The 13,387-nt window shown below is 71.5% G+C and carries 11 protein-coding genes and 1 pseudogene; 5 read left to right on the forward strand and 7 right to left on the reverse strand.

The features are described from left to right. Positions 1-432 (forward strand): HNH endonuclease signature motif containing protein (locus DEA06_RS16705; RefSeq protein ID WP_133241748.1); only part of this gene is annotated, 432 nt, incomplete at its 5' end. Between the two features lie 188 nt (positions 433-620). On the opposite strand, the gene DEA06_RS10535 is transcribed toward DEA06_RS16705, so the two are convergent. Genes DEA06_RS10535 through DEA06_RS10555 form a run of 5 tightly spaced genes read right to left on the reverse strand, consistent with a single transcriptional unit; the run spans position 621 to position 6,999 of the window. Then, complete coding sequence (locus DEA06_RS10535) at positions 621-1,127, reverse strand: hypothetical protein (protein WP_116647961.1); 507 nt, start codon at positions 1,125-1,127, stop codon at positions 621-623. Next, positions 1,127-3,127, reverse strand: coding sequence for a primary-amine oxidase (locus DEA06_RS10540; RefSeq protein ID WP_116647962.1), 2,001 nt, complete (start codon positions 3,125-3,127; stop codon positions 1,127-1,129). The genes DEA06_RS10535 and DEA06_RS10540 overlap by 1 nt, the downstream gene beginning before the upstream one ends. A gap of 17 nt (positions 3,128-3,144) precedes the next feature. Beyond that, positions 3,145-4,644: a gamma-glutamyltransferase gene (locus DEA06_RS10545; RefSeq protein ID WP_116647963.1), complete on the reverse strand. Its 1,500-nt coding sequence runs from the start codon at positions 4,642-4,644 to the stop codon at positions 3,145-3,147. A gap of 1 nt (position 4,645) precedes the next feature. Then, a complete protein-coding gene (solA, locus tag DEA06_RS10550) occupies positions 4,646-5,740 on the reverse strand; it encodes an N-methyl-L-tryptophan oxidase (RefSeq protein WP_116647964.1) in 1,095 nt (364 codons plus the stop codon). Next, the gene (locus DEA06_RS10555; protein ID WP_165817976.1) at positions 5,737-6,999 is read right to left on the reverse strand and encodes an aminotransferase class V-fold PLP-dependent enzyme; all 1,263 of its coding nucleotides are present in this window, start codon (positions 6,997-6,999) and stop codon (positions 5,737-5,739) included. Before DEA06_RS10555 ends, solA begins: the two co-directional genes overlap by 4 nt. 74 nt (positions 7,000-7,073) lie before the next feature. Here DEA06_RS10555 and DEA06_RS10560 point away from each other — a divergent pair, with 74 nt between their 5' ends. Next, positions 7,074-7,838 (forward strand): class II glutamine amidotransferase, encoded by a 765-nt coding sequence (locus tag DEA06_RS10560; RefSeq protein ID WP_165817977.1) that lies wholly within the window; start codon positions 7,074-7,076, stop codon positions 7,836-7,838. A gap of 46 nt (positions 7,839-7,884) precedes the next feature. Here the strand turns inward: DEA06_RS10560 and DEA06_RS10565 are convergent, their stop codons facing one another. Together DEA06_RS10565 and DEA06_RS10570 are read right to left on the reverse strand one after the other, a co-directional pair. Continuing rightward, on the reverse strand, positions 7,885-9,003 hold the full coding sequence (locus DEA06_RS10565; protein WP_116647967.1) for a hypothetical protein: 1,119 nt from the start codon (positions 9,001-9,003) through the stop codon (positions 7,885-7,887). A 58-nt stretch (positions 9,004-9,061) separates the two neighbouring features. Beyond that, positions 9,062-10,666 (reverse strand): ThuA domain-containing protein, encoded by a 1,605-nt coding sequence (locus DEA06_RS10570; RefSeq protein ID WP_116647968.1) that lies wholly within the window; start codon positions 10,664-10,666, stop codon positions 9,062-9,064. 660 nt (positions 10,667-11,326) lie between these two features. Here DEA06_RS10570 and DEA06_RS10575 point away from each other — a divergent pair. The 3 genes and pseudogenes from DEA06_RS10575 to DEA06_RS16830 form a co-directional block, all read left to right on the forward strand. Beyond that, entirely contained in the window at positions 11,327-11,842 is a 516-nt protein-coding gene (locus DEA06_RS10575; protein WP_116647969.1) for a flavin reductase family protein, read from the forward strand. A gap of 244 nt (positions 11,843-12,086) precedes the next feature. Then, entirely contained in the window at positions 12,087-12,641 is a 555-nt protein-coding gene (locus DEA06_RS10585; RefSeq protein WP_116647971.1) for a CGNR zinc finger domain-containing protein, read from the forward strand. A 121-nt stretch (positions 12,642-12,762) separates the two neighbouring features. Beyond that, positions 12,763-13,383: pseudogene (locus DEA06_RS16830) on the forward strand (phosphoketolase); the annotation flags it as partial. Positions 13,384-13,387: the final 4 nt, after the last annotated feature.

The raw sequence follows: 13,387 nt of genomic DNA on the forward strand, positions 1-13,387 counted from the left end.
CGGGAACTCTGCGGCGGCGCGGACGGGTGGATGCGGGTGCTCACCCACCCCGAGACGGGGATGGTGCTCTCCGTCGGACGTGACCAGTACCGCACCCCGGCGGCGTTACGACGGCTCGTGGAATGGCGGGCCCCGACCTGCATGGCCCCCGGATGCGGAACCCCCGCCCGAAGGTGCCAGATCGACCACCAACTCGCCTGGGAACACGGCGGCACCACCGAACTCACGAACCTCGGCCCCCTCTGCGTCGGGCATCACACGATCAAGCATCACGGCGGGTGGCGCGTGAGACAGATCCCCGACAGCGGCGGCGCACTCGAATGGAAATCCCCCGGCGGGAGACGATTCGTGGTGCGACCGGAACGGAAAGTCCCCGTCTTCAGACCCGCACCCGACGACGACCGCACATCCGAAGCCACCGCACCCTTCTGACCCGCGCCCTCCTGACCCGCGCCCCCGCGACCCTTCGACAACCCCGGGGCGGACCGCGCCTCGAGCGCGAGCGGAGCGATGCGTCGAGCGGGGCGATGCGTCGAGCGGGCGGGGCGACGGCCCAAGGCCGACGCCGGGCATGCGCCCTCGCCCGGCGCATCGCGCAGCGAAACGCGCGAACTCCCGGCTCAGCCGACGGCCGCGCCCGCGAGAAGGAGGAGCGAGATCGCCATGCTGACGTACTGCACCCGCTCGAGCAGATGGGCGTGATGCAGACGCGTCGCCGACCACGCCGCGTACACGGCGGTCGCGGCGACCAGCGGCAGCACGAGCGAGACCGCCGAACCGCCGTGGTGCGACCCGCTGGTCGCGACCGGCCCACCCGACATCGCGAGCATGAGCCCCGCCATGAGGATGGCACCGATCGCGGAGTGCACGCGCATCCCCACGACCGCCGAGGGCTCGGTCGAACGTCGCCGCCTCGCCCCGAGCGCCATCGCCAGGGCGACCGTCAGCGCACTCCACCCGACCACCGGCACGAGGTGCGCGGCGGTGACGACGTCGAGCATCGCGAGGAACATCACGATCGACAGCGACAGCTCTCGCAGCCGCGGTCGCGGGCGGTCGAGGGCGACGCAGCAGGTTCCGAGGCCGGCGGCCCCCAACGCTCCCGCGTGCAGCAGTTCCGCCGGCATCAGTGGTGATCGTGGTGGTCTGCGTGCGGGTCGTCGCTGCCGTGATGCACGTGGGCGTGACCGTCATGGTCGTGACCGTGCCCATCGTGACCGTGCCCACCCGAGGGCGCGTGACAGGCGGCCTCCTCGGACGGCGGAACGTCGAGCGACGGGTTGCGCACGAAGAAGCCGTCGGGCTCCAGGCGCAGGCCGATCTTGTGAGCCGGCATGATCGGCCACTCCTCGGGCTTCGGGTAGTGGTGCACACCGACGATCGGCCACACCACGAGCTCAGCCCCGTCGAGCGGGCGGTCGGCCTGCTGCCAGGCCGTGATGCCCTCGGCCTCGAGCGGGGCCTGGTTCGGGTACTCCCCCGCGATGAACCGCTCCGAGGCGTCGTACGCGGTGGCCCACAGGTGCTTGCCGACGAACGGCGCCTTGCGCGCCACGACGCTCCCGGGCTTGGCGAACAGGCGCGTGGTGTTGAGCACCGACAGACGGTACGCCGTCGACTCACCGAAGCGGTTGGTGTTCTCCGTGTTCTCGATCCGCCAGTGCAGGGCGCGCGACGCATCCGCCAGGCGCGCCGCATCCTTCTCCGACGAGATGGTCTCCGACACCATCTTCACCGCGTTCCCCCACGGGTTCAGCTCGTCGTCCTCCTCGACCTCGGCGTGCACCTCGACGAGGCGGTTCAGCGGACCGTCGACGGCGGTGTCGAGACGGATGGCGAAGTAGTGCTGGTGGGTCGGAGCCTGCACGTTCGGACTCACCATGCGTCCGAACGGGGGCATCTTGCCGTCGTCGATGCCCGAGACCGACAGGATGCCGGTGAGCTTGATCTCCAGCTCGATGTTGCCGTCCTGGTAGAGCGACCAGTAGAAGCCGTAGTCGTAGTTCGCCACGGTCGCGAAGAACGAGATCACCAGCCGGCGCGAGCGACGCACGTCGGCCTCGCCGGTGCGGGTGTTCACGTGCTTCCAGAGGATCGAGTGGTCCTCCTCGTGCAGACAGATGCCGTTGGAGATCGTCATCGCCTCGCCGTTACCGTCGAGCACGTGCGCGTCGAAGTAGCGGATCTCGCCGAGGCAGTCGCACCCGAGTTCGAGGGAGGCGGTGAGCGGTCCCGCGCCGTACTCGCCCCAGTCGAAGAAGTTCTTGCGGTACGCGGTCGGGTCGGAGTCGAGGTAGGGCACGTACATCTCGTTGATCGACGCCCGGCGCATGACCGAACGGTCGACGTCGCCGTCCCGGTACGAGATGTCGTGCAGCACGAGCCCCTCGCGGTGGGTGAAACCGATGTTGAACGACCAGTTCTGCCAGGTGACGCGGTGCCCGTCGACGTCGAATCCGGGCCCCTGCGGTTGGGTGATCTCCAGCGGCGCGACCTCGCGGTCGGGGCCCCAGGTGCCCGAGCGGTAGTTGCCCGACTCGCTGGCCATCGGGATCACGCCGTGATCTTCGATGCGGATGACGTCGAGGGTCTCGAGATCGAGAATCGGCACGAGGCCCGCCACGGGCCGCGCGTAGCCGTTGTCGTCCACGCTCTCGCGGTACCAGACCGTTCCCCACGACAGTCGGCGGTCTGCGAGGTCCTCGGGCTCGAAGCCCGTGATCGACTCGGGGTCGACCCATACCAGCGAGGTGTCATGGATGCCGCGTTTGGCGAGTGCTTCGACGATGAGCGGGTGGTTGCGCGCCGCCTGGGCGATCGCCCGCGCCTCGTCGGAGGAGACGCCCGGACGCTTCGCGTCGACGTCGGCCCAGCCCGAGAGCACCGCGTCGCGGTCGGTACCCGACGTCCAGCCGGTGACCTCCCACGCGGCGTGGGCGTCGGGGTTCATGACCACCAGTCGCACCGGGCGGCCCTGACCCGGCGCGAGAGCGCGGGCGAGTCCTTCCTCCACGGCGATGCCCCAGAACCGCGGTCGCTCGCCGATACGCGCGTCGGCGCGCACCAGGGCGGTGATCTCGTCGATCTCGGTGGGCGTGAGCGGGTCGCTCCAGATGCGTGAGGTCATGGGGTTCTCCTCCAGTGTCAAAGGGTGACGACGCCGACACCGTCGGCTCGGGGATCGCTCGCGGCGTCGAGTAGGTGGTCGTCGCGTCGCCGCACGAGCTGCACGTGTCCGGCGACGTCCGCGCGAGCGGGAAGGTCGGCCACGGGAACGCCCGCGGCTCTCGCGCCGGCGAGCGCCTCGGGCGCGACACCGGGCTCGGCGGCCAGGGTGAGCCGATCGAATCCGAGGTCGACGTCTCCGACGATCCAGCGAGGCCGCGCGAGGATCGCGTCGAGCGGCTCTCGCATCGATGATCGGGCGGCGAAGAGCTGCGCGAGAATCCAGGGCTGCGCGCGACCGCCCTGGCAGCCGGCGATCACGAGGTTCGCGGCGTCTTCCACGATCAGGGGGCACAGGGTGTGGGGTGGGCGGGCACCGGCGCGCAGAAGGGCCGGCGATGCCGGGTCGGTGCTGAACGCACTCCCGCGGTTGTGGAACAGCACGCCCGTCGCGGGGTCGAGGAACCCCGCGCCGAAGGTGAAGTAGACGCTCTGCACGATCGTGATCGCCCACCCGTCGTCGTCGATCGCGACCACCGAGGCCGTGTCGCCGCTCGCCCGAGACTCGCCGATCGTCGAACCGGCACCCGCGGCGAGATCGAGCAGGGAATCCACGTCGATCGGACCCATTCGCGGATCGCCGAGGTGTGCCCCGCGGGCAGCGACGCCGCGCACGCTCGCGGCCACGAGGGCCGCAGCATCCGCGTTGCCCTCCGCGTCGAGACCGCCCGCCACCACACCCGGCACGAGGGCGCCCGCCGACGGCGGAGGCGCGACCGACCAGGTGCGACCGCCGAGGTCGGTCGACAGCGCGGGGGTCATCTCGGGGGCGTAGCCGGCGAAGTCGTCGAGGGTGTGCACGCCGCCCGCGCTGCGGAGGGCGGCGACGAGCAGGTCGGCGGTCGCACCGGAATAGAAGTCGGTCGGGTCGTCGGCGAGGCGGCCGAACGTGTCGGCGAGAGCCGGCTGCAGGTACGTGTCGCCCTCCGCCAGCAGGTCGCCCCTCGGCGCGAACACGGCCGACAGCCCGGGGTCGGCGAGAACCCCCTCCGCCCTCGACGCGATGGCGCGCGCGAGCCCCGCGCTGACCGTGACGCCGCCCCGCGCCACGTCTGCGGCGCCGCGGAGGGCCGGCGCGAGACCGAGCGCACCGCCGAGCGCGGCGATGGCCTCCCAGCCCGCGACCATCCCGGGCACCGTCACGGAGTGCGCTCCCTGACGCGGCACCGCCGCCCACTCCCCCGACACGGTCTCGATGGCGGCGGGTGCGGTGCCCGCCGCGATCACGGCGGTCGTGACGCCCGCGGGGTCTCGGACCAGCGCGATGAGGTCGCCGCCGATCGCGCACTGGTGCGGATAGACCACCGTCAGCATCGCGGCGGCGGCGAGCGCCGCGTCGAGCGCGTTGCCGCCGGCGGCGACCGCGCGCTCACCGGCGGTGACGGCGGCGCGATGGGGGGCGGCGAGGGCGACGGCCATCTCAGAGTCCTCGTCTCGCGGTCGAGATGAAGGAGAGGTCATCGCGCGAGCGTCCTTCGTGGAGGTCGGCGACGGCGTCGCCCACGGCGGCACCGAACTTGAACCCGTGTCCCGAGCACGCGGAGACGGCGATGACCTCGGGACCGTCGGCGAGCGGCCCGAGCACGAACCTCTTGTCTTCGGTCATCGTGTACAGGCACGCGGCGGCCTCGACGACAGTGGTGTCGATGCCCGGCACGTAGTCTGACATCAGCGCGCGCAGTTCGTCGACCTCGGCGGGGGTCGCGGGGGCGACGGGCTCTTCGGGGTCCCACACCGCTCCGGCGTCGACGCCGATCTTCAACCCGTTCCCGGCCGCGTCGGGGATGCCGAAGACGAGCCCCTCCGGGCGGTCGATCGAGAAGGCGCCGAGCTGCGGCGGCATCGCGACGGGCTGACCCGCGGCGACGGTGAGGGTGAGGATGCGCCAGACCTCGACGATCGGCGCGAGGGCCGGCAGCATCCGTGCCGCCCACGAGCCCGGCGCGACGACCAGGCGTCCGGCGCGGACCTCGTCGTCGCCCGCGCGCACGACGATCCCGGACGACGTCGTGTCCCAGCCGTCGACGCGCGCGCCGAAGCGCAGGTCGGCGCCGTTGCGTGTGGCACTCGCCCGGAGCGCGTCGAGCGCGGCCTCGGCCTCCAGCACCCCGGCGTTCGGGTCGTAGACGGCGCCGTAGCCCTCGGGGATCCGCAGGCCCGGGAAGACCCCGGCGACAGCCGCCGCGTCGGCCAGTGCGACGCAGTCCGGGCCCTGCAGCTGCGAGGCGCCCTCGTGGGCGTACACCCCACCGGTGCGGTGGATCAGTGTGCGACCGCTCTCGCGCTCGAGCGCCGCCCACGCCTCGTAGGCCTCGGCCACGAAGCCGTTCCAGACGGGGTTCGGGTAGGCGCGTCGGATCATGCGGGTGCGGCCGTGCGACGACCCGCGCGCGTGGCCCGCCGCGAACCGCTCCAGTCCGACGACCCGGTGCCCCCGCCGCGCGAGGCTCGCGACCGCCGCGGAGCCGTGCACCCCGAGTCCGAGCACGACGACGTCGGCCTCCACCACGCTCATGCCCCTCCCGACCGATGCGTTCGAGCGATGTGCGCGACCCGGTCGATCAGGGCCGCGAGGTCATTCTCGTCGTTGTAGACGTGGACCGACGCACGCACGACCGCCGAGAGGCCGCGGTCGCCGAGATCCCACTGGCCGTGGGTCGCCGGTACCGACACCACGCGGACGCGGTCGCGGGCGAGCTCGGTCACGACGGTCGCAGAGGGCACACCCTCGACGACGAAGGTCACGATCGCCGACGGGGTGTCGATCGCCTCGCCGAGCGCGACGCCGTCGATCTCGGCGAGCGCCGCACGGACGGTGCGCCCGGTCGCGGTGAGCCACTCCTGGGTCTGCGGGATGCCGCGTTCCAACGCTTCGTCGATGGCGACGCCGAGCCCCAGACGACCGGCGATCGACGCCTCCCAGGTCTCGAAGCGCCGGGCGGACTCGTCGACGTGCCAGTCGGACGCCGACGTCCATTGCGCACCGCGCACGTCGGGTGCCGTGGGGAGGAGGCGTTCGAAGGCGCTCGCCCCGACGTAGGCGAACCCCGTCCCCCGGGGCGCCCGCAGGAACTTGCGACCGGTCGTCACGAGCACGTCGCAACCGATCTCCCGCACATCGGAGTCGAGGTGGCCGACCGACTGGGTGGCGTCGAGCAGGAAGAAGCCGCCGTACGAGCGCACGAGCGCGCCGATCGCGGCGACGGGCTCGACCAGCCCCGACGAGGTGGGCACGTGTGCCGCCGTGACGATCGCCGGCGGCCCCTCGGCCAGCATCCTCTCGAGCGCATCGAGGTCGAGGAGGCGGTCGGCTCCGGCCGACACGATCTCGAGGTCGACACCGTCTTCGCGGGCGAGGGTCATGAGGTGCAGGGCGTGGCTGACGTAGGTGCTGCGCGAGGCGATGATGCGGGATCCCGCGCGGGGGCGGAGGGCGTCGAGCACGACCCGCAGACCCGTCGACGCGCTGTCGAGGAGGGCGATCTCGTGGCGTTCGGCGCCGACGAGGCGCGCCGCGGAGTCGTAGACCGCCTCGATGCGGGGCTTGACCTCGATCGCCGCCTCATAGCCGCCGATCGCCTCCTCGAGCCGCAGGTGTTCGACCGTGGTCGTCACGACCTGCAGCGACGGGAGGGCGGCGCCCGCGGCGTTGAAGTGCCGTGCGTTCCACGAGCCGGCCGTTCGAGCCCGCTCCCGCGCCACATCGATCGGCTGCGGGGCAGGGGGCTCGGCGGAGGTCGTCGACGGCGAATTCGCCACGGGCATCGAGTTCATGGACCTTCCCAGGGGAGCAGTAGGATCCAAACGTAACATAACTGGATCCAATGTGAGGCGGGCGGATGTCGAGGATGCTGGGGACGATCGCTCCGCGGGCGATGACGCCCCACGACGCCCTCGGCGCGACGCTTCTCAGCGCCTTCCTCGACCTCGCGACACTGCACTCCGACGGGTGGGGGTACGCCCGGGCCGACGCATCCGATCACCCTCCCCACCTGCTCACCGGTCTCACCCCCGCTCGCGACGCTCCGCTCGTCGAGTCCTCCGCGGTCTCGCTGCTCTATCTGCGCTTCGCCAGCGCCGGCGCCGCTGTCGCCCCGGAGAACCTGCAGCCCTTCGTCGCGGAAGGCATCGCCTTCGCGCACAACGGAGCACTCACACCCCGCACGCTCGCGCTCGACGCCCTCACCGACCGCGAACGAGCGGGGCTGCGGGGCACGACCGACAGCGAGGTGTATTTCGCTCTCGTGCGGCGGGCGCTGCGCTCGCTCTCCCCGACCGAGTCGGCCGTCGCGGCCGCGGCGGCCGACGTGCGGGCGCTCTACCCCTCCGCGTGCCTGAACGCGATGCTCATCGTCGACGGGGCGCTCGTCGTGGTGCACTCCCGGGGCACCGTCGAGCCGCCGCTCGCCGCCTTCGCGCGGCGCGGGGTCGCCGCGGACGACCTGCCGCCCGGCCACGGCGACGACTACAACGCTCTCGCGACGACGGTGCTCCCCACCGGCGCCAGGGTGGTGGCGACATCCGGCGTCGACACCACCGGCTGGCAACTCCTCGCCGAAAACGCGGTGCACGTCTTCGAGCGAAGCGGGGCCGCGCGCTCGATCCCGCTCTGACGCCGAGCACACGGGGTGCGCCCGAACGCACGGGCTGCGCGCGGACTCAGACCGTGCGTTCGGGCACAGCCCGTGCGCTCGCGGGCTCGTCCACCAGCCCCGCATCGTTCGGCTGCGCAGCGGCAGCGGAGACGGCGGCGGCGATGCGGGCCTGCACGCGCGCCTCCGACCGTGCACGAGCGCGCACGATCAGCACGATGATGACGGCGGCCACCGCCAGCAGGGCGAGCTGCGACCACGGGATCGTCCACACCGTGAACGGCGTCGCCGCCGCCGCGAGGGAGGCCTGCACGGCGTCCTCGCCCACGATCGTCGGCACGGCGGCCACCTCGCCCCAGGCGAAGAAGACCGGCCACACCGCGACCGTCGCCGAGGCGGCCGTCTGCTGAAGAGGCAGGATCTCGCGCTGCTCACCCGCCGCGCTCGCGCCGCCGATGCCGAACAGGCCCGCGGCCTGCGTCGTCGTGGTCGCACCCAGGCGCACGTTGCCCTCGTTGGAGATGACGTAGTCGACCGTCAGCGTGCCGGGGGCGAAGGGGTTCCACGACGGCGAATACGAGGTCGTGATCGAACCGGGAACGACGGATGCGACGACGTCGCCCGCCACGCGCAGGTGCAGGCGCACCCCGACGCGCGAGGCGACCTGCACCGACTCGTCGTCGCCGCGGGCGAGTTCGGCCACGACACCGGCCGGATGGTCGCCGGGCGTCGCCTCGTCGGGGACGTCGACGCGAAGAGGAACGAGCGTGGTCGCACCGGCCGGCACGTCGATGACGATTCCGCCACCATCGCGAGGGGTCGCCCCCTCCACCTCCCCGATGCTCACCCACGTGCCGCTGTCGACAGGGGTCTCGCCCGACGGCAGCAGGTCGAAGTTCCCGGCCTCGGTGACCACACCGTCGCTCGCGTAGATCGCGAACGGGGCGGCGGCGGCGCTGAAGTTGGTCACCGCGATGAACTCCTCCACCGATCCGCCGGGGTCGATCGTGTGCCGGAACGACACCCGCCCGTCCGGGCCCTCCGCCGACGCCGGGGCCACCGCCCAGGTCGTGCTGGTCTCGGCGGTCGCACTTGCGGGTGCATCGAGCGCGACCGCCGCCGGCGCGCCCCCGAGCAGGGTCGCGAGAGCGAGCGACGCGACGATCATCGGGCGGGTCCGCAGCATCCGCGGTTCTCCTGTCTGTGCGGGGGTGAGGCCGAAGCCCCACCCCCGCGTCGGTCGATCAGTCGGTCGGGAACAGCGACAGCGTCAGTCGCGCCGAGTAGTCGCCCTCGGGGGTTCCGAGCGGCGCGTCGAGGTACAACCACGCGTTCACGTCGGTCACCCCGCGGCGTCCGTCGGGCGTCGCCGAGGCGAGCACCGAAGCGACCGCGAGACCCGTGCCGCCGTCGACGGCGGTCGCGACCTGCGGCCCCGCCGACACCCCGTCGCGCGGGGTGACGAGGTTCGGGGCCCACCCGAGGTTCTCGGCGCCGATCGTGGAGTCGCCGGAGACGAACGCCGACGACTGGCCGGAGGCCGCCCACCCGCTGGTGCCGGCCTGCGTCGCGTTGCGCGAATCAGAGACCTTGACCGTCGGGAGCCCCGCGGTGAAGCGCCAGCGGTCGGTGAAGCCCGACTCCTGGTTGAGGCGCACCGACTCGCCGAAATCGGCGACGGTGAGCGCGAGAGCGCCCGGTGCGTCGACGATCGACACGTCGATCGGAACGCCGTCGGCGTCGGTCGGGCCGTCGGCGGTCAGACCGCGCTGCCACTCGAGGAGGTCGGCGATCTTCGCGTCGAGCACGTCGTCGTCGAGAGCGCCCGCGGCGCGCTGCGCCTGCAGCAGCGACGCGATCGCGTCGGCGTGGGCGTCGGCGGCGTCTGCCGTCTTGGCCCCGGCGAGGTGTCCCTGCACCGTGGCCTTGACCGCCTCGTCACCGGTCGCGGCCGCCAGCACTCCGGCGACCTCGGGGAAGGTGACGCAGTCGCCGCCGCCCGAGACGAGCCCCGCGGTCCATTCCAGCCCGCGCAGGATGTGCTCGAGGAAGACGGGGTCGGTCCACGAAGCATCCGTGTGGCCGGCACCCTCGTACCAGGAGCGTCCGCCCTCGAAGTTCTGGCACCACGCGAGCGGGTGGTCTTCGCCCATGCGGCCGTTGCCCGGGTTGTACGTCGTCTCATCGAGCGTGATGAGCACGTGCACGTCTTCACGCGGGTTGGTGGTGAAGTTGTACCACTCGTCGTAGCGCGACCACGCCTCGGGAAGCATCGTCGTCGACGGGTGGCCCGGGTTCTCGACCCGCATCGTGGCCTGCTGCTGCGCGGGGTGGTTGCGGAAGCGCGCCCCACCGCCGGTCAGCTCGCTGTACCAGGGCACGGTGTGCATCGCGTCGGTCGCGGCGTGCAGGCCGACGTAGCCGCCGCCGCCGCGGATGTAACCCTGGAAGGCGGCCAGCTCGGTGTCGTCGAGCAGGCGCGGGGTCGCGGGGTCCTGGCGGTTGGTGCCGTCGACGGGCGACGCGAAGACGATCGTGGCGTACTGGTCGAGGTCGGCGGTGCTGGTGAACGGCGTCGACGCCATGGTCAGTGCCGGCTGGCCGGGCGAGTTCCCGATCGCCGGATCCCACACATCGACCGTGAAGCCGTTCTGCTCCCCGAGCAGGATGAGCGCATTGGTCGTGTCGTCGATGTGCGAGTGCCGGAACCCGAGGGTCTTCCCGACGACGAGAACCTTGTAGTCCTCTTCCTCCGGTTCCGCGAAGGCGGCGGTCGGCGTGACGCCGAGGCTGATGGCGACGCCGGCGGCGGCTGCCACGGCCCCCCACCGGTAGACGGGTTGCTTCATGTGCAATCTCCCTTGAGTGCGTGGCTGGAACGGCCGGGCATAAATGTTGTCCGTCCCGACATATCGAGGTGAGGCTATCCGGGTTTCTGTGAACCGTCAATGAATCGGATGCCGCGCGTGAGTGCTCTTATGCCGGACCCGCACGACGAACCAGCCCCTGGGAGAGAGAAACTCTCGCTCTGGAACGCCCGGACTTCCGCTGAGCGGAACAGGGCGCACCTTGTTCGGGGAGTTTTGCGCAAAGAGCAGACAAAAGAGCGGCCGGCTCTGGTTGCGAATCGCGGAACTTCGACCGAAAGCCGCACGGGTGACCCGGGGGAAGAATCATGGCGCCGCGTCACGGCGGCCCGCCCGCGCCCTTCCGGCACACGGAAAGGCGACACCGCGGAGCCACGGCCCGACACCCGGAAACCCGCCAGCTTCGACCGCGCAACGCGCGCGTAACACCGCCCGTGCAGACTCGATCTCGCAACGTAAGCCGTTGCGGGCCGCCGGGCCAAAAGATCTCGGTGGTGTGGGAGACCTGGACAAGCGCTCGGCAGCGACCGCGCCGCATCCCGTCTCCGTTATTCCTGGCACTCGGACCGGACGAGACCGGCGCGCACGAGCCGCGCCCCCTCTCGCCGGCGTCGATTGCGCTCATCGATAGGAGGAAACACCATGTCCGATTCGCTCATCGCTCCCCCCGCCATCGACGCCCGCGTCTTCCGCGACACCCTCGGGCACTACGCATCCGGGATCACCGTGGTCAGCGCGATCGCCGACGGCGAACCCGTCGGCTTCACGTGCCAGTCGTTCTACAGCGTCTCGGTCGACCCGCCACTGGTCTCGTTCAGCGTGATGCGCACCTCGACGACGTACCCGCGCATCGCCGCCGGCGGCCGTTTCACGGTCAACGTGCTCGCGCACGACCAGCACCACATCTCCACCCAGTTCGCACGAAAGGGCACCGATAAGTGGGCGGGCATCGCATGGCACCCGGCCCGGTCGGGCAACCCGGTCATCGACGCCACGCTCATGTGGGTCGACTGCGAGGCCTGGGCGGAGTACGAGGCGGGCGACCACCTCGTGATCATCGGCCGCGTGGTCGAGATGAGCGCACCCGAGTGGCACACCGGGTCACCCCTGCTCTACTTCAAGGGCGGATACCGGCACCTGCAGGAGCTCGCGGGCTGAGGCGGGAGCGGCCGGCACGCTGACCGCTCCGGGCGGGACGCACGGGCTCGACTGCAGGTCGACACGTCTCGCGCCGCAGCCGAGGCAACGCACGTAGAGCAGCCGCCCCTCGCTGGTGCAGTGCGCGGACTCCGTCGCCCAGCCGTGCTCGTGCGCGGCGACGGGCGAGGGTGCGGGTGAGGGCGGCTGACGGTCGGAATCGAGCGGCGGGGCATCCATGCCTCCACTGTGATGTCATGGTCTTATGCATCTCAACCCTTACGGGGAGTACGCGGTGTTGCTCGCCGCATCCCTCGCCAACGACTGGCCCCGCAACCGGTCGGAGATCGAGGAGCGCACCCGCGACCACGGCATGACGATGGCCTTCCGCGTCGCCGCCGACGATCATGCCCGGACCCGAGCGGTGATCGACGCGTGGCTCACCGTGGTCGACGCTCCCACACCGACCGCGAGAGCGGCTCTGCTCAACGCCCGGATGGCGGCGATCGCCGCCTACCCGCGCCTGACCGACCATGACGGTGAGGGATGGCACCTCCACTACCGCGATGAGGAGCAGTCGCTCGCCCCCGTGCTCGACGCCGTGATCTCGGTGGGCACGGCGATGCACCTGACGACCCGAGGCATGAGCCGTCTTCGTCGGTGCGAGGCCGGCGCCGAACCCGGCGACGCGTGCGTCAACGTCGTCGTCGACGTGACCCGCAACGGCCGCCAGCGCTACTGCTCCGTCCGCTGCGCGAACCGCGCCGCCGTCCGGAGGCACCGGCGCCGCACCGCCGCGCCGCCGCCTCGGGGGACCTAGGCCCCTACCGGCGGAGCGGCCCGTGTGCTGGGGTGGGGTCACGCACGCATGGGCTTCGGTCGGGGCATCCCCCGGGAGACCGCTGAAGCCGGCGCACGCACCGTCGAGAAGGGATCACGCCATGACAGCGGAAACCGTAGCAGGAGGAGGCGGATCCACGGGGTTCGCGTTCCGCACCGACAGCGTCACCGACCGGACGCTCGACGAACTGGACGCATGGTGGCGAGCGGCGAACTACCTCTCCATCGGACAGATCTATCTGCTCGACAATCCGCTGCTGCGCGAGCCGCTCGCCCCCGCGCACATCAAGTCGAGACTGCTCGGGCACTGGGGCACCACGCCGGGGCTGAACTTCGTCTACGCCCACCTCAACAGGGTCATCCGCGACCGGGACCTCCACACGATCTTCATCGCCGGACCCGGCCACGGCGGGCCCGGGATGGTCGCGAACACCTATCTCGACGGGACCTATAGCGAGATCTACGACGACATCGACCACACGACCGACGGGGTCAGGAAGCTCTTCCGGCAGTTCTCGTTCCCCGGCGGGATCCCCAGCCACGTCGCCCCGGAAACCCCCGGCTCGATCCACGAGGGCGGCGAGCTCGGTTACTCGCTCTCCCACGCGTACGGCGCCGTCTTCGACAATCCCGATCTTCTCGTCGCCGCGGTCGTGGGCGACGGCGAAGCGGAGACGGGGCCGTTGGCGACGAGTTGGCACTCGAACAAGTTCATCGATCCGCTTC

Source organism: Microbacterium sp. Gd 4-13, from assembly GCF_003095395.1.
Taxonomy (GTDB): Bacteria; Actinomycetota; Actinomycetes; order Actinomycetales; family Microbacteriaceae; genus Microbacterium.

Coding starts and splice junctions, on each gene's coding strand:
- DEA06_RS10535 (WP_116647961.1), bottom strand. CDS start 1,127: ATGCCGGCGGAACTGCTGCACGCGGGAGCGTTGGGGGCCGCCGGCCTC.
- DEA06_RS10540 (WP_116647962.1), bottom strand. CDS start 3,127: ATGACCTCACGCATCTGGAGCGACCCGCTCACGCCCACCGAGATCGAC.
- DEA06_RS10545 (WP_116647963.1), bottom strand. CDS start 4,644: ATGGCCGTCGCCCTCGCCGCCCCCCATCGCGCCGCCGTCACCGCCGGT.
- solA (WP_116647964.1), bottom strand. CDS start 5,740: ATGAGCGTGGTGGAGGCCGACGTCGTCGTGCTCGGACTCGGGGTGCAC.
- DEA06_RS10555 (WP_165817976.1), bottom strand. CDS start 6,999: ATGAACTCGATGCCCGTGGCGAATTCGCCGTCGACGACCTCCGCCGAG.
- DEA06_RS10560 (WP_165817977.1), top strand. CDS start 7,074: ATGCTGGGGACGATCGCTCCGCGGGCGATGACGCCCCACGACGCCCTC.
- DEA06_RS10565 (WP_116647967.1), bottom strand. CDS start 9,003: ATGCTGCGGACCCGCCCGATGATCGTCGCGTCGCTCGCTCTCGCGACC.
- DEA06_RS10570 (WP_116647968.1), bottom strand. CDS start 10,666: ATGAAGCAACCCGTCTACCGGTGGGGGGCCGTGGCAGCCGCCGCCGGC.
- DEA06_RS10575 (WP_116647969.1), top strand. CDS start 11,327: ATGTCCGATTCGCTCATCGCTCCCCCCGCCATCGACGCCCGCGTCTTC.
- DEA06_RS10585 (WP_116647971.1), top strand. CDS start 12,087: ATGCATCTCAACCCTTACGGGGAGTACGCGGTGTTGCTCGCCGCATCC.